Annotated in this window: 25 protein-coding genes, 1 tRNA gene and 3 pseudogenes; 10 read left to right on the top strand and 19 right to left on the bottom strand. The window is 44.3% G+C overall.

Annotated elements, in window-relative coordinates:
* Positions 1-38 precede the first annotated feature (38 nt).
* From JCM16161_RS00800 to JCM16161_RS00790, 4 genes are all read right to left on the bottom strand, one after another.
* A complete protein-coding gene (locus tag JCM16161_RS00800) occupies positions 39-284 on the bottom strand; it encodes a MoaD/ThiS family protein (protein WP_243668349.1) in 246 nt (81 codons plus the stop codon).
* A 114-nt stretch (positions 285-398) separates the two neighbouring features.
* A complete protein-coding gene (locus tag JCM16161_RS00795) occupies positions 399-878 on the bottom strand; it encodes a DUF1641 domain-containing protein (RefSeq protein ID WP_243668347.1) in 480 nt (159 codons plus the stop codon).
* Positions 879-882: 4 nt separating this feature from the next.
* Positions 883-1,047, bottom strand: a complete 165-nt coding sequence (locus JCM16161_RS13635; RefSeq protein WP_243668345.1) for a hypothetical protein — start codon at positions 1,045-1,047, stop codon at positions 883-885.
* A gap of 8 nt (positions 1,048-1,055) precedes the next feature.
* Positions 1,056-2,051, bottom strand: coding sequence for an NAD(P)/FAD-dependent oxidoreductase (locus tag JCM16161_RS00790; RefSeq protein ID WP_243668344.1), 996 nt, complete (start codon positions 2,049-2,051; stop codon positions 1,056-1,058).
* Positions 2,052-2,410: 359 nt separating this feature from the next.
* Between JCM16161_RS00790 and JCM16161_RS00785 the strand changes: the two genes are divergently transcribed.
* Positions 2,411-3,499: an ABC transporter permease gene (locus JCM16161_RS00785; protein WP_243668342.1), complete on the top strand. Its 1,089-nt coding sequence runs from the start codon at positions 2,411-2,413 to the stop codon at positions 3,497-3,499.
* Positions 3,500-3,504: 5 nt separating this feature from the next.
* On the opposite strand, the gene JCM16161_RS00780 is transcribed toward JCM16161_RS00785, so the two are convergent.
* Together JCM16161_RS00780 and JCM16161_RS13630 are read right to left on the bottom strand one after the other, a co-directional pair.
* Entirely contained in the window at positions 3,505-4,443 is a 939-nt protein-coding gene (locus tag JCM16161_RS00780) for a MiaB/RimO family radical SAM methylthiotransferase (RefSeq protein WP_243668340.1), read from the bottom strand.
* Positions 4,419-4,862, bottom strand: a complete 444-nt coding sequence (locus JCM16161_RS13630; RefSeq protein ID WP_243668338.1) for a hypothetical protein — start codon at positions 4,860-4,862, stop codon at positions 4,419-4,421. The genes JCM16161_RS00780 and JCM16161_RS13630 overlap by 25 nt, the downstream gene beginning before the upstream one ends.
* A gap of 118 nt (positions 4,863-4,980) precedes the next feature.
* Here JCM16161_RS13630 and JCM16161_RS00775 point away from each other — a divergent pair, with 118 nt between their 5' ends.
* Together JCM16161_RS00775 and JCM16161_RS00770 are read left to right on the top strand one after the other, a co-directional pair.
* On the top strand, positions 4,981-5,265 hold the full coding sequence (locus tag JCM16161_RS00775) for a hypothetical protein (RefSeq protein WP_054854697.1): 285 nt from the start codon (positions 4,981-4,983) through the stop codon (positions 5,263-5,265).
* A 2-nt stretch (positions 5,266-5,267) separates the two neighbouring features.
* Positions 5,268-6,923, top strand: coding sequence for an Ig-like domain-containing protein (locus JCM16161_RS00770; protein ID WP_054854696.1), 1,656 nt, complete (start codon positions 5,268-5,270; stop codon positions 6,921-6,923).
* Here JCM16161_RS00770 and JCM16161_RS00765 read toward each other — a convergent pair.
* Positions 6,898-7,542 carry an HAD family hydrolase gene (locus JCM16161_RS00765; protein ID WP_054854695.1) on the bottom strand — a complete coding sequence of 215 codons (645 nt, stop codon included), beginning with the start codon at positions 7,540-7,542 and terminating at the stop codon, positions 6,898-6,900. The genes JCM16161_RS00770 and JCM16161_RS00765 overlap by 26 nt on opposite strands.
* 103 nt (positions 7,543-7,645) lie before the next feature.
* Between JCM16161_RS00765 and JCM16161_RS00760 the strand changes: the two genes are divergently transcribed.
* Together JCM16161_RS00760 and JCM16161_RS00755 are read left to right on the top strand one after the other, a co-directional pair.
* Positions 7,646-8,104, top strand: coding sequence for a hypothetical protein (locus JCM16161_RS00760; RefSeq protein WP_054854694.1), 459 nt, complete (start codon positions 7,646-7,648; stop codon positions 8,102-8,104).
* Entirely contained in the window at positions 8,050-8,652 is a 603-nt protein-coding gene (locus JCM16161_RS00755) for a hypothetical protein (protein WP_243668336.1), read from the top strand. Before JCM16161_RS00760 ends, JCM16161_RS00755 begins: the two co-directional genes overlap by 55 nt.
* Here the strand turns inward: JCM16161_RS00755 and JCM16161_RS00750 are convergent.
* The 5 genes and pseudogenes from JCM16161_RS00750 to JCM16161_RS00730 all read right to left on the bottom strand — a co-directional run bounded on the left by JCM16161_RS00750 (position 8,640) and on the right by JCM16161_RS00730 (position 12,053).
* Positions 8,640-9,407 (bottom strand): annotated as a pseudogene (locus JCM16161_RS00750) (ATP/GTP-binding protein). The gene JCM16161_RS00755 and the pseudogene JCM16161_RS00750 sit on opposite strands and share 13 nt — an antisense overlap.
* 46 nt (positions 9,408-9,453) lie before the next feature.
* A complete protein-coding gene (locus JCM16161_RS00745; RefSeq protein ID WP_054854692.1) occupies positions 9,454-10,584 on the bottom strand; it encodes an MFS transporter in 1,131 nt (376 codons plus the stop codon).
* Positions 10,585-10,813: 229 nt separating this feature from the next.
* Positions 10,814-11,122, bottom strand: coding sequence for a hypothetical protein (locus tag JCM16161_RS13625; RefSeq protein ID WP_243668334.1), 309 nt, complete (start codon positions 11,120-11,122; stop codon positions 10,814-10,816).
* A 278-nt stretch (positions 11,123-11,400) separates the two neighbouring features.
* Positions 11,401-11,477, bottom strand: a tRNA-Ala gene (locus tag JCM16161_RS00735).
* 33 nt (positions 11,478-11,510) lie between these two features.
* Entirely contained in the window at positions 11,511-12,053 is a 543-nt protein-coding gene (locus JCM16161_RS00730; RefSeq protein WP_243668332.1) for an RNA 2'-phosphotransferase, read from the bottom strand.
* Positions 12,054-12,254: 201 nt separating this feature from the next.
* Here JCM16161_RS00730 and JCM16161_RS00725 point away from each other — a divergent pair, with 201 nt between their 5' ends.
* On the top strand, positions 12,255-12,602 hold the full coding sequence (locus tag JCM16161_RS00725; RefSeq protein ID WP_054854690.1) for a hypothetical protein: 348 nt from the start codon (positions 12,255-12,257) through the stop codon (positions 12,600-12,602).
* A 10-nt stretch (positions 12,603-12,612) separates the two neighbouring features.
* On the opposite strand, the gene JCM16161_RS00720 is transcribed toward JCM16161_RS00725, so the two are convergent.
* The 4 genes and pseudogenes from JCM16161_RS00720 to JCM16161_RS00705 all read right to left on the bottom strand — a co-directional run bounded on the left by JCM16161_RS00720 (position 12,613) and on the right by JCM16161_RS00705 (position 14,712).
* Positions 12,613-13,338: a CoA-transferase gene (locus JCM16161_RS00720; protein WP_054854689.1), complete on the bottom strand. Its 726-nt coding sequence runs from the start codon at positions 13,336-13,338 to the stop codon at positions 12,613-12,615.
* A pseudogene (locus JCM16161_RS00715) lies at positions 13,331-14,067 on the bottom strand (CoA transferase subunit A). The gene JCM16161_RS00720 and the pseudogene JCM16161_RS00715 overlap by 8 nt, the downstream one beginning before the upstream one ends.
* Before the next feature lie 121 nt (positions 14,068-14,188).
* On the bottom strand, positions 14,189-14,467 hold the full coding sequence (locus JCM16161_RS00710) for a MoaD/ThiS family protein (RefSeq protein ID WP_054854866.1): 279 nt from the start codon (positions 14,465-14,467) through the stop codon (positions 14,189-14,191).
* 5 nt (positions 14,468-14,472) lie between these two features.
* Positions 14,473-14,712, bottom strand: coding sequence for a hypothetical protein (locus tag JCM16161_RS00705; protein ID WP_054854688.1), 240 nt, complete (start codon positions 14,710-14,712; stop codon positions 14,473-14,475).
* Between the two features lie 77 nt (positions 14,713-14,789).
* Here JCM16161_RS00705 and JCM16161_RS00700 point away from each other — a divergent pair, with 77 nt between their 5' ends.
* Positions 14,790-15,128 (top strand): NUDIX hydrolase, encoded by a 339-nt coding sequence (locus JCM16161_RS00700; protein WP_243668330.1) that lies wholly within the window; start codon positions 14,790-14,792, stop codon positions 15,126-15,128.
* A 117-nt stretch (positions 15,129-15,245) separates the two neighbouring features.
* On the opposite strand, the pseudogene JCM16161_RS00695 reads toward JCM16161_RS00700, so the two are convergent.
* Positions 15,246-15,519: pseudogene (locus tag JCM16161_RS00695) on the bottom strand (acylphosphatase).
* 151 nt (positions 15,520-15,670) lie between these two features.
* On the opposite strand from JCM16161_RS00695, the gene JCM16161_RS13620 reads away from it, so the two are divergent.
* The 3 genes from JCM16161_RS13620 to JCM16161_RS13610 are packed head-to-tail and all read left to right on the top strand — an operon-like array spanning position 15,671 to position 17,207.
* A complete protein-coding gene (locus JCM16161_RS13620) occupies positions 15,671-16,282 on the top strand; it encodes a hypothetical protein (RefSeq protein WP_243668328.1) in 612 nt (203 codons plus the stop codon).
* Between the two features lie 17 nt (positions 16,283-16,299).
* Positions 16,300-16,650: a hypothetical protein gene (locus tag JCM16161_RS13615; RefSeq protein WP_243668326.1), complete on the top strand. Its 351-nt coding sequence runs from the start codon at positions 16,300-16,302 to the stop codon at positions 16,648-16,650.
* The gene (locus JCM16161_RS13610) at positions 16,602-17,207 is read left to right on the top strand and encodes a serine/threonine protein kinase (RefSeq protein ID WP_243668679.1); all 606 of its coding nucleotides are present in this window, start codon (positions 16,602-16,604) and stop codon (positions 17,205-17,207) included. Before JCM16161_RS13615 ends, JCM16161_RS13610 begins: the two co-directional genes overlap by 49 nt.
* Before the next feature lie 11 nt (positions 17,208-17,218).
* Here JCM16161_RS13610 and JCM16161_RS13605 read toward each other — a convergent pair whose 3' ends face one another.
* Positions 17,219-17,443 carry an FHA domain-containing protein gene (locus JCM16161_RS13605; protein WP_243668324.1) on the bottom strand — a complete coding sequence of 75 codons (225 nt, stop codon included), beginning with the start codon at positions 17,441-17,443 and terminating at the stop codon, positions 17,219-17,221.
* Complete coding sequence (locus tag JCM16161_RS13600) at positions 17,434-17,622, bottom strand: hypothetical protein (RefSeq protein ID WP_243668322.1); 189 nt, start codon at positions 17,620-17,622, stop codon at positions 17,434-17,436. Before JCM16161_RS13600 ends, JCM16161_RS13605 begins: the two co-directional genes overlap by 10 nt.
* Positions 17,623-17,733: the final 111 nt, after the last annotated feature.

Here is a 17,733-nt window from a genome sequence, read left to right as displayed (position 1 = left end):
AATACTTAGTTTAAAAAGCTTAATATGAAGACACTGAATTATGCAACACCGCAGTGTGGTAGGAATGTTACCTCATCGCCATCTGATAACTTCGTATTAATACCGTTTAAGAAGTCCGGAGACCTACCATTAATTAATACTAGGAACTTATCCTTAATCTTATTGTTGCAGTCGAGAATTATCTTGGAAAAGCCTGGGTATATAACGTCATCGATCTTCCTTATTAGGTCTAGCAATGTAGCACCGTCTGGTAGCTCAATCTCGGCCCTTAATGTTTTAGTCATTTCATATAGTAAAGTCAAGAATTTGACTTGTATCTTCATCGTTATTGCTGTAGTGTCAATATTATAAAAATCTTTTTAGTAAGTCTTATTTAATGATTCAGCATTAGGATGTTACTATCCCTGCTGTTGCGCCGAGCACTTACCTAATGCCTTCAAAAGCGCCATTGCAACACCAAGACCCCTCTGTACGTCCTTATCCCCCAACGCCCTCCAAAGCCCCATCAAGCCGCCCACGGGTTTAGCATTTGCTAGATCCACGTTCTTCCCTAGGCACCCACCCAGGTCCTGAACCAAGCCCTTCAACTTAAGTACATCCTGGGTATCCAGTTTATTCATTGCCTGCAGGCTACCATCAACCAGGATAGACAACAGCCTAAATATTGCTGGGTCCTGGAAAAGATACTGTATAACCTCATCAAACCTATTGACGATTAGCATTAATGCATCAATAACACCACTACGTTTAAGCTCAATTAATTGATCAAGCAATCCCCTAATCTCATCAATGTTCTGAACGAGTATGTTCAGTGCCTCCGCAAGCTTCTCATCCGGGCTCTTCTCCGTCTGAACCTGCTGTGCCTGTGCCATGGCCATCACCTCACATGGTTGTTGCTAGCCAAGTTTTATAAAATAGATCCTTAATCAATCTACCAAGTGGTGACGTTAATATACTATAACAACTACCTATCCACGCAGCCTTATTGCCCGTCAAGTCGAGCTTGACGTCACAGTTGAACATCATACCAAGGTCCCCATAATCCATGGCGCAGGTCATTGCATTAATTTGGGCAGGTTCAATAGCTCGCCAAGTAATTCGCCGGCTATCACCGTGGCGCTAGCCAATGCCGTGAAGTGAACGGGTACCCCAGCCGTTGGTAGGCCTATGTATGGCATTGAATGCTCGCCGGGTAGATAAACATCATCGTACTTAAGGCTCCTACCCGTGTAAACATCTATTGCCGTCCACTTACCGGTTGGTGTATCGGCAATTAACGGCGTTCCCTCAAAGGGCTTTGGAAGCCTAGCTGGGGGTACCACTATAAGCAGGTCATACTTATACTTCTCACCATTCGCTAGTTCAACGACTTTCTCCTTATCATTAACGGTCCCTGGCTTCGCATTACCAACATACTTAATGCCCTTTTTTGCGTAGACCTCCTCAGTTATCTTAACAGCCTCGGGTCCCAAGGGCTGTATTGGCTTCTCGAATGGGTGAATCAGCGTTATATCAACCCTATCCCTAATACCCCTCTTCCTAAATACCGTGTCAAGCTGAGCCACAATTTCAAAGGGATACACACCACACCTGTATATTGGCTCTGGAGTGAAGATTATTAACTTACCACCATTAAAGGACCTAAGGGCGTCCCTAAGCTTGAGCGCGCCATCCAGGGTAAAATTGTGGTAACCAACGCCTAGGTTGTATGATTGGAAGTCAAAGTCAACTCCTAAACTCGCTAGGAGATAATCATAATTAAACTTGCCTTGGTCAGTCTCCACAACCCTGTTATCGGGATCCACCCTGGTGACTTTAGCCTTAACAAACTTAACGCCCCTCCTCTCCAGCATTGATAGCGGTAACTGCGCCTTACTTGGTTCAATATCACCAAGCGCTATATTAACGAGTAATGGCGGTAGTAAGTAGTAGTCGGTGTCGTTTATTATTGTTATTTCAGCATCAACCCTGCCCCTTATTCTCTCAGCAATTCTCTTAGCAGCAACGACACCACCAACACCGCCACCTAGGATGAGTATTTTCTTCGGCACGGTAACCTTACATATATGCCACTATTTAAGCATTATTATTAATTAAGTTACAAGTTTGTGAAAGTATAAAGAATAATTGATTTATTAACTAATGCATTTAAATGAATTAGCACTTGGTACCGTAATATTCAGTAACGTGGTAATAAAGATTATTAATAATTGACGTACCGGTAATTAATTGGGTGATGATGGATCAACAGTCTGATACTCAAATGAGGATGGAGGTGAAGGCTGATCATCCCTTGTTAGAAGCGTTTTTAAGGGCCATGTAATACACTAAACCGTCTCATGAGTTTAAGGACTCTATTCACAATGTCGATTAGGAACCTTAGTGGTAGGAGAACGAGGCTATACTGACGATGTTGGCCATAATCTATAGTGTGGCGTTAATGATAACACTTGAGACGATGACCTACGGATTTAAGATAGCGATCACCAGTGAGGTTGAGAACATATTACCCACAGACCTCATGGTTTACTCGCAAAGTGTCTCAATACCTGAGGCGGTGGCTCAGGTAATCGCTAAGCTCCCCCATGTCTCTTACGTGGTTCCCGCGATAATAATAAGTACGGCGCAGGTTAATGGACATGCCGTTACATTAATTGGAATACCGAGTCAGTACTTCTCATACTTTGAAGTCCACATGGAGAGCGGTTCATTACCAATGAGTAATGGCGAAGCAATAATACAGGATACCCTGGCCCAAAGGGATAACATAAGCATTGGCGACACAATCTATGTCCAGGTATTAACGGGTATTCAAGGTGGTTCTGAAGTAATACCTCTCAAGGTTACTGGAACGTTTAGTAGCATACTTGGTGGTTTTCTTGGCTTTCAATTAAATATGATCGTAACACCAATAGGTACGTTACAAAATGACTTAAGTGATGAGGGCTTTATCAACGCCATATTCATAAAGCTCTCCCAGGATAACCCCACATACCTCAATCAACTAGCCACGGCGTTAAGCGAGTATTTCCCCAACGCTGATGTTTATGAGCAAAAGTCTGTCCTTAGTTCCATCTCAAACGCCCTATCGATGGTTAACCTATTCTTCGTAGTAATAATAGCATTGAGCCTATTAGTCACGGGGCTCAGTGTCGCCAATACTGCGATAATGAATGTTAGGGAGAGAACTAGGGAGATCGGCATTCTCAAGGCACTGGGTGCATCTAACAGCCAGGTAATACTGATATTCCTCCTTGAGATACTACTCATAAGTATAATAGGCTCGGTAATAGGCATAGTACTTGGCATAGCAGGTGCCTACCTGGCCAGGTACATAATGATTAGGTTAAACCTACCAATAATAATACCCGTAATATTACTACCAACACTATACGTATACTCATTGATAATAGCCATAGCCACCTCAGTAATTGCATCAATACCATCATTAGTGTCGATAACGAAGATCAGACCAATGGAAGTCCTAAGAATTGAGTAATAACGCTAGGAGACCAGGTCAAGGCCCTCGGTAATCCTGAAATCAACCCTATACTTAACACTCAAGCTCTCCGATTCAAGTAATTGACCAAAGAGCCTCTGTGGTGTTGCGTCCGTGACCTTCACCTTTACGAATGCGCCAATGTCGGCCCTTCTCACGGCTATTGGCTTATAATTATATGAACGGACAACGTAATTCTCACCCTTAAAGTCAACCTCACTCACGATGCCCCACATCTCCCTGCCAATGAACATTCTATTCCTCTCAAGTGCGACCCTATTGAATACGTCCGTCGCAATCTTACTTCTCTCCTTCTTAACCTGCTCAGGCACTTGCTCCATGTACGCCGCCTCGGTGAAGGGTCTACGGCTATACCTAGCCAGGTTAACCTTGTCAATGCCCAACTCCTCGATTAACTTCACACTCAGCAAGAAGTCCTCATCAGTCTCCCCAGGAAAGCCCACGATGATGTCGGTGGCAATTGTCGCATCTGGAAAGACCTTCCTAATCCTCATGACAATATCCCTAAATAAATCAACCGAGTACTTCCTTCTCATTAGCATCAACACCCTATCACTACCGCTCTGTACTGGTATGTGGAAGAACCTGTATACACGCCAGTCAGACCTCACAATATCGAGTAACCTATCAATTATTCGACTAAGCTCCAGCGGCTCCATCATCCCAAGCCTAACCATGAACCTACCATTAACCCTACTCAGTATTTTCTCAAGTAGGTCGGCAAGGTCGTAACCCCTATCACGCCCATAGGCACTTATTTCCTGCCCAGTCAGGTAAATCTCCCTGGCACCTCTATTAACGGCATTGGCAATGGCATTCACTATATCATCCATGTCGTAACTCTTTACTCTGCCAAAGCCCATCCTACCAATCTTTGTAACGCAGAAGCTACAATTACCTAGGCAACCAACCTGTATTGGCACAACGTACCTATGCCCATGAAACTCCGGGTAGTAACCAGTAGGTACTTTGCCGGTCTATCATCATACATATTAATGTCGGTACCGCTATTCAAGGCTTCGTCTATAAGCTCGGCTCCATGAGACGAAACAAGCACAGCATTGGGAGCCACATCCTTTATGGTTGCGGGCCTAACCCTAGTGAGACAACCAGCAACAATCAGTCTTTTGTTGGGATACTCCTCACTTAGCCTTTTCAGGAGCTTAAGCTCATTTCTTTCGGCCTCCTCCCTAACGGCGCATGTATTCACGATTATAGTATCGGCAGACCCTGCATCCTCCGTGTACTCCCAACCCAATGACTTGAGCTTTGTAATCATTATGTCACTATCCGCCTTATTCAACCAACAACCGAAGGTTATCACGGTAAACCTACCACCCATATCTTCAGAGGCAATTGCCCTAAGCCCTTAAAAACCTAGATGCGCCTGATAATGAGGCTTCACATTTATCGTCGCGAGTAAGCAGTATTTTTAAATGAGTAATCAATTGCTATCGTAGATGGTGATAACAGCGTTAATAATGCACATGATACTGGCAATGCTTGGCGTGGATCCACCCACCCCCTTCACCGTTACAGGAATTACCTGGTACTACGGATCTTACCCCGAACCCTTAGGTAATTATACTCACGTATACACAGGCGCCGGCTTGAACAGCACTATTGTGGTTAACATTAGTGACAATGCACCAGTACCGATTAACGTGTCCTACACCTTAAGCATTAGTAACTATGTTGCCCAGGCTCATGGACACTACAGCCTGGGGAAAACTCATTTAACATAACCGTGCCGGCTCTAACTGAGGGTAGTTATAACGCGTCATTATCATTATCCACCATTGGTTATGCAGTGAATTACTATTTCACGGTATCCTCAGTAATTCCTGGAGTAACAATAAACACCACAACGACGAAACTTTATAGTGGCGTGCCTCAGATGATTACGCTCGATATAACGAATAGCACACCAATACCAATAAGCTCGGCGTTAATAGCGATGATTGGAACGGGCGTCGTAATTAGTAATGGCGTGATTACCGTGAAGCCACCAATAAATGAGAGCATAACGGTAACGCCAGGGCCGTACTCACTGGGTACGGCGACGATAACCTTCAGAATAAGTTACACGGATGCAGGGGGTTACACATGGAATGAGAATGAAACCCTCACATTTGCAATAGTGCCAACGCCTGTATACTTAGCCCTAAGTATGCAAAGTACCGTTAATTACGGTAATTACATGCCAATAACCATAAACGCAACAACACCAGTAGGCCCCCTGCAGAACCAGGAGTTGAGCATCTATGTTGATAATAATTACGTAACGACAGTAGCCACTAATAGCCACGGAATTGCGCAATACTCATTATTAGTTAATTACGGCGTTGGTTATCACGTATTAACAGTAGTTTTTACAAATACCACGTATTTCCAGGAGGCCACTATTAATTATACATTCATTGTATTACCCGGTACTGTATACATAATTGCCTATGTAAATAATACAAACGTAACATATGGCAGTGCGGTTAATATATACGTGAGGTTATCACCACCAATCTCAGGTGGTACATTAACAATAGGTTATGAACTCAATGGATTAGCCTCAACAATAGGTAGTTATACGCCAATAAACGGTACCGTCCAGATAACCTGGATACCGCCCCAGGCAGGCACGTACTTAATAACCATTTACTACACAAACCCACCGAATTACCTGCCAAGCTCCACAAACCTTACAATAACCGTTAGTAAGGCCCCCTGCTCACTATCAATAACTATCAACGGAACACCCGAGGTGCTGCACGAACTCGTCATACAGAGCCAAATGAGCCCCATAATCGTAAATGCCCAATTGAACGTATTAATAACGAGCAATACCTCATCAATTGGTGGGACGATGTATATTAATGCAAGCGGTATCGGCACATACACATTTATTCCAAAAATGCCGGGTAACTACTCAATAATTGTGTCCTGGCCTGGAAACATTAATTATAAGGGGTGCCGCGCAATCTACACGTTAAATGTGATGAAGGCGCCATTAACGCTCTACGTAAATGGCAGCAGCAACTTAATCGCTGCGGGTGGTTATGAAACATTCAGGATAGGTATTGTAACCAACATACCTATTAATTACGTTAATGGAAACTTAACGATAATTATTAAGAACGGAAATAAGACGGTAAGCATGTATAATATACCAATTACTGGATCCCATATGAAGGCCTCAATACCCTTCCCGGAACCTGGCTTCTACGAGGTGTCAATACAGTACCCCGGCAATGAGTACGTAGACTCAAGTACATACGGGCCTTATTACATAACGGTAATACCAGGGGTCCTGGGAATACCCTGGTACATGCTCCTCGCTTACCTAGCACCGATAATCCTTGGAGTATTGATAGGCATGGTTATTAATCGGAGGCTTCATCAAGCATGATAATAAGCCTTGGCAGCTCGGCTACACTCCTAATCACTAACTTTGTGGGAAAGTCCCTGGCCCATGTTGCCACCCCTATGTTTATTATGCCTAACCCATTAACTAGGAGTATATCCCTTGGATGATCAGTAACGTAAGCAACAACATTAGGCGGTAACTTGAGAATCTCGAGCGCCCTTTTAACTAGGTCTAGCTTATCATGACCTGGGCCTAAGTCACCAAGTGATACACACCCATCTATAAACTCTGTGAATCGGTAATACCTCAGTTCATCCATTATGCGCGTGCATTCCAACTCCCTCCCGGTGGCTATGACTAATTTCTTACCCATATTACGCAGAGTCTTCATGGTATCCAGGACACCTGGAAATACCTCACCATAATCCCTCCTCAGGGAGTACAGCGTCCAGCATTCATGCCAGAACCAGAAGTTCTTCGATAAATCACCGAGTACCTCACCCAGCGAGGGATCCCTATAGTAAATGTTGAGTAATTGATCAATACTGCCATCTATGTTCCTACCATACTTCGCAGCACACTCCCTGAGTATGTTTAGGAATTTAGGTAATGTATTTACTAGTGTCATGTCGAGGTCTAGTATAATGGCTCTAATGACCATAGTATGGGGAATATGCTTTCTTATTAACTCACTAATAAACCATTCTATTATATTAAAATGAGAAGCAAAATACTTAATTAAGAAATCCACAATTTATTACATAGTGGGTAAGCCTAAGTTTAAGATTGAAGTGCTCCTTGAGCAGGATGGTAAGGTGTTAATGGATGACTTAACGGCAAGGCTTCTTGAGATCCTTGAGAAGAAGGGATCCCTACTATCCGTGGTTAAGGATCTCGGATTACCATACTCAAGGGCCTGGGAATTAATTAACAGGTTGGAGGGTGGATTAAACATCAAGGTCGTTAACTCAAAGAGGGGGTATAGGGGAGGCATGGCATTAACTACGGAGGGCAAGGAACTACTAAACACGTATAAGTCGATAATGAGTAGATACGTATGGAGCTCTGACGGTACGGTATGCGACACCGTATATGCAGGGAGCGATGATTGTATAGTTAGGGACATAATTAATGAAATGAGGAGCGAGGGTTACTGTATCGATGCATATTGGGTTGGCTCAATGAGCGGGTTAAACATGGTTATCAACGGCTTAGCGATATAGCCGGTATTCACCTAATTGACCCAATGAGTGGTGAGTATAACATACCCTACATGAACTCATTGGGCGCCTGGGATAATGCCGTCTTAATAAGGGGCTACATGAGATTACTAGGCATTGTGCATAGACCGTACCTAAGCATTAGTGATTTAACGGATATACTAGGGCTTAGGATGGTTAATAGGAATCCAGGTTCAGGCACGAGACTGGCAACGGAACTCCTACTAAATGGAATAGCTAGGCATATTGGGTATAGCGTGGATGAGTTGAGGAGGATTGTGAGGGGTTACGATGATGTTGTTAAGACGCACGTGGAGGTTACGGAGAAGGTTGCCAGGGGGCTTGCTGACTATGGCATAGCCATTGCCGGGCAGGCACTTACAATGGGGCTTGCTATTAAGCCCATAGCCCTCGAGGAATTCGATATAGTGGTCTCTAAGGCGAGTATTAATAAGCCGGCGGTTAGGGAGTTCATGCGCAGGATAAGCAGGGCCGGGCCTAGGCCCGGTTATATAATGCTTAGGAACACCGGTGAGGTTTACTCAAGGTAATCATAATCGCTGCCGCCAACGTATACATTATGCAACACCCTGTAAAGGGCATCAAGACCCTCACCAGTCTTTGCGCTTATTGGTATTGGCTTAGGAATGGTGCCAATGGCCGTCAATATATCCGACAACCTAACACTCAGATCAGCCTCCAACTTATTGGCCTGACCGGACATTAATGCCTCCCTGAGCAGGTCAGTCTCCTCACCCCACTCAAGTATTTCATCAACCACAGACCTATCGAGCAAGTCAATCTTATTTAATACGTTTACCTGGGGCATGTTAAACCTAAACTGTGTTGATAATGCCAGAAGCATTGATGACACATAACCACTAGGGGTCTGTGCCTGCGTTGCATCTATTACGAAGACTACGGCTGACCTATCCATGCTTAATCTATTGATTAATACCGAGCCAACGCTCCTAAAGGCGAATAGCTCCATCTGGCCCGGCGTGTCTATGAGGACGTAGTTCGCGCCAATATCCATTATTTGGCTCTTAATCTCCTGAGCCTAACAGCCAGCATGTCTATTGCGGCTATTATCGACATTGGGGCCAAGCTTATACTTCCTCATTAACTCCCTGGCCGAAACCACGTCCCTAATGTCTATATCCGGTATGTAGGGGACATACTCCACGGCCGGGTCTAAATTAACAATGGCCACATCATACTGATTATTCTCAAGCCACTCAGCAAATGTATTAACAAGCGTTGTTTTTCCTGATCCAGCAGTACCCACTATAAATACTGTGAACATCCAACTACGTAAGTAAAAACCTCAATAAAAAAACTTCCGAACCGCATTAAACACTCATGTATAACGTAGCCGTTAAAGCCCTAGCCGCGGCATCGCCAAGTAGCATGTACCTAACGCTATCCTTTAAACCCACGTAACTGGTCATCACCATAACCAACGCGCCACCCATTAATGACCCAATCAACGTACCAACGCCATAAAACAGGTTATATAGACTAACCGCCGTCCTTCTATCCTCGGAATTATCATATACAAAGGATATATAGGCAATGTTTGATGCGGAGTTCGTGAATCCAGCCACGGTATTGGCTATGTAAATAACGTATACATTGTTGGCTAGGGCATACGATAGTGGGAATGTAACCAACAAGAGCCTTCCTAGGAACATGACCAGTCTCCTATTCCTATCAAACCACTTACCCACAAACCTCTGCAGGACTAGTGTGGAGACGCCACTTATTACATTGACTATCGCCAACTGCTCAACATTCATATTTAGTAAGTATACCTGGGCCAGTGGGAATAGGGGCCATGCAAAACTCCATACAATGGCAAATACGGTGTTTATGAAAAGGAACTTAGCCAACCTTCTATTACCCCTAAGTATGGATAATGGCTCACTAATTACTCGATCATCAGGATCTATTGATTTAATACTCCAAACGTTAATCGCATTCACGAGTATTAGTGATGCGCTAGCCATGAACACGTAGCGCATAACGACATAATTACTGCCAACTATGGCCCCCGTAACCAATGTAGCTAATAAACTACCTATTGACCCGTAAAACGCAAAATTAGCTAAAACCCAACCCCTACTACCCCTGCTAAGTCTCTCCATTATTAATGCCCATGCAAAGGAATTCGCACCACCAACACCCGCGATTAGGACATACGTCACCAAATACGCCGTTGGATTCCCGTAGGCTATGAATGCCATTACGAACCATAAGATGGCAAGGACCAATGTTGATAACTTAAGTAATTGCTCAACACGCCTTACCCTCCTCAATGGTAATTGAACAACACCACTAAAGAATGAGGAGGCTGAGGAGACGAGGCTTATACCTACGCTGGGCACGCCTATTACCGCGGCTAGGAAGCTCATGAATGGCGAGACAAGTCCACCAGCGAGGTTCTGGATAAGTATGTAGTTTTTCAATTTCTTATGATCCATATATTAATTAATCATAGAATTAAACAACTTAAAAACCATACCCAGAAATATTCAGCCCGGGTTCTTTCAATCACCAAGTCATCCTGGTCTAGTACTCATCACCGGAGGTACTTCATAATACTAATGAAATTAAGGCTTACTAACTAAGGACCCTTAATTATTAAGTATGCTAGATCACCAATAAATAGTACTAATACGAAAAACGCTATTACGAATATAATGACCGAACTTACAGAAACATAGAGCGAGTACAGGCAATCGCCAGCAGAGGTAATGAGTAAAATAATGCACTCATACGCCCAACATCGAATAACTTCCTACTCGCCCTAACATACATAATTACTGACTCAAGGAATAACGTCGCGGTAGATACTAAATTAACTATGAGAATATCGATTATTGAATTAAGCGGTATCAATGATACAGCGGCGGAAACTATTGGTAGGTCAAGGTCAAGGTCGTAAACATCGAGAGCCCTTATGAAACCCCTCCTCACCTTATTAAGGAACACCTTACCACCGACAGTTAGGCCTAACACGGTGACGTAGGATATATAGATCTTGTACCAAGCTCAATCCATGAAACCAATGTTAAAGCCACAGCAGCGGCGCCGATTAAGTATAGGGGCGTTAGGTAATTCAGCCTCTCCTTAATGTACGACAGCTATAATCAACACTGAGCTTAAAGGCGGAGGCATACTCAAGAATAACCCAGGAAACACCCAATAAACCAAAACCGATACCTAATAACCACAGAAACATTAAACATAAAGCAACAAACAAAACAAAAAAACTAACTCCATGGCGGTCAATAGTGTGGTGGACCGGCCGGGATTTGAACCCGGGATCTCCCGCGCGCCAAGCGGGCATCCTTCCAGGCTAGACTACCGGCCCGGTAGTTGTCATTTCATGGGCAATTTTAAGCTTTTAGTCTCGTGGGTTCATTATTGACTCTATGCATTGTGGTGGTACATAATTCGTGAGTCTTATTTTATCCGTCGCTATCAGTATTTGCTGACCATTCCTCCTTAAGCAATTTGCGTCTATCCTTAGTATTACTACATCACTACCATGCCTAATGGCAACCTCATACGCATCCTCCGGGTCCAGCACTAGGTGCACGTACTTCCTATTCATGGGCCTTAACCCCTCACGCATTATTCGTACCAGCGCCTCTCTCGTGGTTCCATGGTATAAGACCCTCGTCTCATTGTCAATCTCGTACTTTATACTGACATTAAGTGATTTATTATGCCCATACCTAGCCCTAATCATTCCATTCCTAACCTCAAACCTACCCTTCGGGTCTAACAATGCCACCACAATCACATGCTCTTTAGTTAGCCACGAGTATGCCCTGGAGCTCCACCTAGTCCTTATTGCATTCACTAATTCATCAATACTCACCCAACCTTCGTGATCCATCGTTAGATCAACAGCCTTTGGGTTATGCCTAAGTAGGTACGTCATTAAGTGACTCAATTTACTTCTTAATCCACCTTCCAGAACTAATTCGGTGCGTGATCCGCAATGCATCGTATCTTCAGTATATGCGCCACATATGGTGCATTTATAGATACTCCTCATTCGTCAATCTAATTAAGAGTGGTCTGTTTTTATCTCTTTATCTTGTGTGATTTATTGAAATAATTAAGCGCTTTCAATTTATACGTGAGCGCAGGGGCTAATTTACTTAGGATGATCGAGGATATGCAGAGGCTATTTACAAAGCTCTATGACCTAGCCATGGCAATACAGGGTGGTGTATTCGTAATACACATAGCGATGCCCAACGAACCAGGCACTTTAGGTAGGGTTTTAACCACGATAGAGGCAGCCACAGGGCTCAACCTACTACTGGCCTACGCTTATGGATGGCCTGGCGAGGCCATTGGCTATGCACTGCTTGTTTACCCAGCGGGGAGTGGTGATGATGTTGGTAAGAAGCTTGTTGAGGCTTCGAAATCAGCCGGAGCAATAATACTGGGCGCATATAAAATAGAGAGTAAAATGCTATGACTCATGATTTTTACGAATACCTAACACCGCCTGGATCCAGCTTATTTAAGAATTGCAGCTCATCCTGCGTTGCGGCTTCAAGAATGCTCAATGTCTCCCTAACCCTTGGTTTAAAGGCCATATTATTAATTACCTCATCTACAGTAACGCCAGGGAATACGCCTGTCAACACCAATTCGCCAAGTTCATGATCAAACTCAAACATAGCCTTTGGAGTACATATTGTTAATCGCGGGCCCTGCCTCGTGGGCCCTGGGGCGGTTATGAAGTCAACCCTCTCAACAAGCGTCCTCCTTGAGTGTTCCTTAAGCCACATCACGATCCTACGGGCCCTCCTGTATAAGTAAGCCGCAGCTGCACCACCTGGTAGTCGAACCCTTGGTCTCTCATAACTACCACCAATGACTGATAAATTCATGTTACCGCGTCGATCAACCTGAGCCGCCGAAAAGAACATGACATCGAGCTGCCCACGCCTAGCCAGGTCAAAGGCGTCTAGGCTCGTTACAAAACCCTCACCATCAATGAATAGGTATGGATCTCCCGATGATGGAGTTATCAATATATCCCTAGGTTCGTATATCTCGGCTACGTTTATGAACCAAATATTCAATCCCCAATGCTTAGCCAATGCCACCGCCAGTACCGCAGGCACTGAGGCTAGTCCCGTATATACGGTGTCTCCATCCCTTAGTTGCTTTGCCATGCATTTAATTACATTATCCATGTCAGCCATGAACAAACACCTCAAGCACCTTATCAATACTAAGCCCAGCCTTAACACTATCGAAATACCTCTTGATAATTTCGTAATCAGCCTTATAATAACCATACATTGACGTTGGCCATGCACCCCTCGGCGAATGCACAACCGCCGTTATCATGAAGCCAGGTATTGTCAACCTCTCTGGGTGTTCCCTAAAGTAATCCTCACTAACTATTTCCTCAGCCGTAACTATAACCCTCTTGGCAGCCTGAATCTTAAGTAAATCCTCGTACTTAGGACCGTAAATCTCAACATCACCCCTCTCATCAGCCCTGTGAACATGCACCAAGGCCACGTCAGGCCTTATAGCCTTAACCGCGATTAACTCCTGGTCATTAAATGGATCCCTAATCACCTTCCAAATACCCCTCTTGACGTTTAACGGGACTAAGTCGCTATCCAACGCTATTGCTGATGGCATGAAGGGAAGTCCATAAGCCCCTGCACGGAGTCCAGCCATCACGCCCTCACAAACGTCCTCTATGAATTCCACCTCACCGCTCTCCACCATCCTCCTGAACCCGGGGGCAATGCCAAAGTGCTCGAAGGTGACCATGCAGCTCTAATCCTCTTTACCCTACCTGAAATCGTTAATAGATCAAAGGCAAGCCCAGGCTCCCTATCCACCAGCGCCAGGTCCCTCTTATTTGACCTCGCTATGGCTATTGCCATTGACATGGGATTACGATGAAAGGACATACCACCAATCGCTATTTCATCACCATCATTAATTAGGTCCAGGGCTTCATCAATGCTCACCAGCTTATTCCTAGCCATTCACAATCACAAATATTAGATGCCTAAGTAGAGGTATTAAGTTTTACGATATAAATGCCTTAGGCGCGATTAGCACCTCATCACCATCACTGAGATTAGTAAACAAGCCCTTTAGCCAGTATATATCCCTACCATTCACAATCACTACATAATTCTCATTAAGCTCATCACCCTTAAGCAGTATCTTTGGGATCTCTGGATTCACCTCGCCAAGTCTCATTATTAGGTCCTTAACCGTGCACCCATCTGGCACTTGCAACGTAATACTCACGGCATTAGCAAGCTCGTGTAAATTCGCTGACAATATTACCTTTACCTTCATGGTCATTAGGAACAGACGGAGTCAACAAATGCCTTCGCCAACTCCCTGGCACGGTCTATCGAGTTCGTCTCCTCTATGCATGCGTTTTCCTCATCCTTCATGTAGACTATGTACTTACCACCAATGTCGTAAATCATGCCCCTACCAAAGCAATTCTCCTCAAGTAATGTCTGGTAAGCCTCAATGGGTTCCTTATCCGATAGGCTCTCAACTACGCTCCTTACCTTATCATTATTGCACTCCATTAGTTATGCGAGAACTATCACACTTTTAAATATTAGCGTTAATGCTTAATTAACCTAAGACATGGCTGCGCATTAAAATGAGTAGGGAGTACCCAAGATACCCATTGGTTGGTGTTGGCGCCATAGTCATTAAGGATAATAAAATCCTGCTAATAAGGAGGGGTGCCGAACCCAATAAGGGTAAGTGGTCAATACCCGGTGGCATGGTCGAACCAGGCGAAGACCCAGACCGCGCAGCACTGAGGGAGTTACAGGAGGAGACGGGCATCATTGGTAAGGCATTGGGGCTCTTTGGCATTTATCAATACGTGGAGCGGGATAAGGAGGGCAGGGTTAGGTATCACTTCCTACTCCTTGATTATTTAGTGGAGCCTATCGGCGGCGAGCCTAGAGCTCGAGTGATGCCCTGGAGTTGAGGTTCGTAGACCTAAGGGAGGCATCGAGCCTTGACTTAACGGATACCGCTAAGCAATTGATAATGGACCTCCTGGATTCGGGGCCTACGCCGTGTGGCGGCGGCTTAATTAAGTATGTTAATAAAGTATCTCAAAATCGCTGAACTCGTTCTTAGGCTCTTCATACTCCACATCAACATCCTCAACCACAGCTCCTGGTGGCCCCCTCTTGGCAATACTTATCAACTGCTCAATCGCGTCGTCTGGACTCCGCCACTATTTCCACTGTGAAGCCATCGGGTAGGTTCCTAACGAAGCCCTTAATGCCCAATCTCTTGGCATTCCTCCTCACAAATGCCCTGAAACCAACTCCCTGGACTAGTCCCTTAACGAGTATGTGAACCCTCTTCATTCATTATCTAAATAACGTTTTAAATGGGACTTTAAAGAGTAACTAACGTGCTGATCACCGACGCAATAAGGTACTTAAGGCATTACCGGGGATTGTGCTTTTCATAAGTTTACTATTTATAACTGGTATTAATGCCGTGCGGGCGTTTATCGTGGTTTCATTGTTTGTGCTATTCTATGAATTATTTAGGAAGTATCCGTTGAGAAATAACTGGTTCCTAATACCGCTGGTTTCGGAGATAATCCTTGCATTATCGATAATATTCATAATTAACAGTGCCTATGTCTATGATGTATTAGCCGTATTTCTAGGGGTTGTGGTGTTGGTTTTATCGTTGAGGGTCGTTGATTTAAGGGCCATGATAGTATTAACAGTGTTGTACGTCCTATACCTATTTTACAGGGGTTATGTAAACCCGGCACCACCCGCACTTTACTTACTAATCAATTCACTTCTCATATTTGCATCGTCCTTTATAATAACGATTAGGAACTCAATACTAATGTATAGGATTGACTTCCCTGAGGATACGATTGACAGAATAATAACATACCTAGGCGTATCCCTAATAATACCTGCCGCCGTACTCCTCCTGGTGCTGAATCAACCTTATGCGTATATTGCATTGGTACCATCCATAGTATCCGCAACACCGATGATGCGTAGATTCCCTGGCTATGTCTCGGTGGTGGTGTTAATAGTGACGTTGGTTTACGGCATTTACCCGGTGATTAGGCTTATTGGCTGGGCATCACCGCCCTAATACTCGTCTTCATAATAATGTACTTAAGACCAACAAGGTTGAGGTTTGTTAGGGGGTTGAAACCACCAATAGCGTGGTTGGGCGCATGGTTAGGCGGTAAGTACCTAATCGATAATGTGGTCGCTACGGGCGGCTTCAGTTACGTGCTTAGGGGCAGGGATGAGTGGGGTAGGGTTTACGCCATTAAGGTTCTTAAGGATAGGGACTCAAGGGGTAATCCCTTGGCTAATGACCCGAGGGTGCTATCGTCATTTAAAAAGGAGATGAGCGAGTACCTATCATTGAGAGCCCACACATTGTTAAGGTATTTGAGGTTCACATACCACCTGATGAGAAGCTCCCATATAAGTCGCTCGAGGATTACTTAAGTGAGCCACCATACGTGGTTATGGAGTTCATGGAAGGAGGATCATTGAGGGATTTAATGAGGGAGAAGGGGCCTCTTGAGCTTAATGAGTTCCTGAGGTTGGCGTACTCCATAACACTTGCACTATCTGAGCTTCATAAGGCTAATATAGTGCACCTAGACCTTAAACCTGAGAATATATTATTCAAGGATAGGGAAAGGAGGATTGTGAAGATTGGCGACTTAGGTGCAGCTAAGATAATGGTTGGCGGTAAGTCCTACGTATCGCAATTCTCAATAGCCTATGCAGCGCCTGAGGTTAGTAAGGGAATTGCCGATGTTAGGTCCGATATTTACTCCCTCTCATGCATATTCTATGAAATGCTGACGGGAATTAATCCGCACATCCACAGATTAAGCAGTGGGCAGGCAGTCGTACCCCTAATAACCAGTTATAGGCCTGATGTACCGCCCGAGATTGCATCATTAATAATGAGAGGTCTTGAGTTAAACCCGTCACTTAGACCATCAAGCACTAATGAAATATTAGCCGCGCTTAGTAAGTTCATGAACTCATGATGCGCTTGGTACTATGGGTTTTCCTCCGTCACCAGTGATAGCTTAATGACCGTGTAATAACCAAGCCTAATAACCACATCACCACTGAACCTATACTCACTTATTCTCTTGAATGTTCCGCCGTCAAGCACGTACGTGCCATTCGTACTATTCAAATCCTTAATTAATAATTCATTGCCGACCATCGTTATCACCGCATGCTTCCTAGATACTGTTGGGTCAGGTATTATGACCATGTTCTCAGGCTCCTACCAAGTGTTATCTCCCTTATTATTGATAGGTCAAACACGACCTTAAAATCCTTCATGAAGTCCCTGGGGCTCTCAATAAATACAAGCTCAAGCTTACTTGGACTTCTCCTCACCGTCTCGGTATTGGGTAACTCCATCCTCCTGGTTTCCTCGCTATGCTCCATTATGCATTAACATAAGCCTGAAATGACTTATAAGAGTTACTACCATCGTTATTTAAACTCAGGGCTTTGTTGGCGTTCCCTGGGTATTTTGCGAAGTTGAGGGCGCCGGCG

This window comes from Vulcanisaeta sp. JCM 16161, assembly GCF_001316285.1.
This window is presented reverse-complemented; position numbering and strand designations above follow the sequence as displayed.

What these genes read in the sequence shown, in the direction of transcription:
- JCM16161_RS00800 (WP_243668349.1), bottom strand. Translation starts at nt 284, where the DNA reads ATGACTAAAACATTAAGGGCCGAGATTGAGCTACCAGACGGTGCTACA.
- JCM16161_RS00795 (WP_243668347.1), bottom strand. Translation starts at nt 878, where the DNA reads ATGGCCATGGCACAGGCACAGCAGGTTCAGACGGAGAAGAGCCCGGAT.
- JCM16161_RS13635 (WP_243668345.1), bottom strand. Translation starts at nt 1,047, where the DNA reads ATGGATTATGGGGACCTTGGTATGATGTTCAACTGTGACGTCAAGCTC.
- JCM16161_RS00785 (WP_243668342.1), top strand. Translation starts at nt 2,411, where the DNA reads ATGTTGGCCATAATCTATAGTGTGGCGTTAATGATAACACTTGAGACG.
- JCM16161_RS13630 (WP_243668338.1), bottom strand. Translation starts at nt 4,862, where the DNA reads ATGGGTGGTAGGTTTACCGTGATAACCTTCGGTTGTTGGTTGAATAAG.
- JCM16161_RS00775 (WP_054854697.1), top strand. Translation starts at nt 4,981, where the DNA reads ATGGTGATAACAGCGTTAATAATGCACATGATACTGGCAATGCTTGGC.
- JCM16161_RS00765 (WP_054854695.1), bottom strand. Translation starts at nt 7,542, where the DNA reads ATGGTCATTAGAGCCATTATACTAGACCTCGACATGACACTAGTAAAT.
- JCM16161_RS00745 (WP_054854692.1), bottom strand. Translation starts at nt 10,584, where the DNA reads ATGGATCATAAGAAATTGAAAAACTACATACTTATCCAGAACCTCGCT.
- JCM16161_RS00730 (WP_243668332.1), bottom strand. Translation starts at nt 12,053, where the DNA reads ATGACGTACCTACTTAGGCATAACCCAAAGGCTGTTGATCTAACGATG.
- JCM16161_RS00720 (WP_054854689.1), bottom strand. Translation starts at nt 13,338, where the DNA reads ATGGCTGACATGGATAATGTAATTAAATGCATGGCAAAGCAACTAAGG.
- JCM16161_RS00710 (WP_054854866.1), bottom strand. Translation starts at nt 14,467, where the DNA reads ATGAAGGTAAAGGTAATATTGTCAGCGAATTTACACGAGCTTGCTAAT.
- JCM16161_RS00705 (WP_054854688.1), bottom strand. Translation starts at nt 14,712, where the DNA reads ATGGAGTGCAATAATGATAAGGTAAGGAGCGTAGTTGAGAGCCTATCG.
- JCM16161_RS00700 (WP_243668330.1), top strand. Translation starts at nt 14,790, where the DNA reads ATGAGTAGGGAGTACCCAAGATACCCATTGGTTGGTGTTGGCGCCATA.
- JCM16161_RS13615 (WP_243668326.1), top strand. Translation starts at nt 16,300, where the DNA reads ATGTACTTAAGACCAACAAGGTTGAGGTTTGTTAGGGGGTTGAAACCA.
- JCM16161_RS13605 (WP_243668324.1), bottom strand. Translation starts at nt 17,443, where the DNA reads ATGGTCATAATACCTGACCCAACAGTATCTAGGAAGCATGCGGTGATA.
- JCM16161_RS13600 (WP_243668322.1), bottom strand. Translation starts at nt 17,622, where the DNA reads ATGGAGCATAGCGAGGAAACCAGGAGGATGGAGTTACCCAATACCGAG.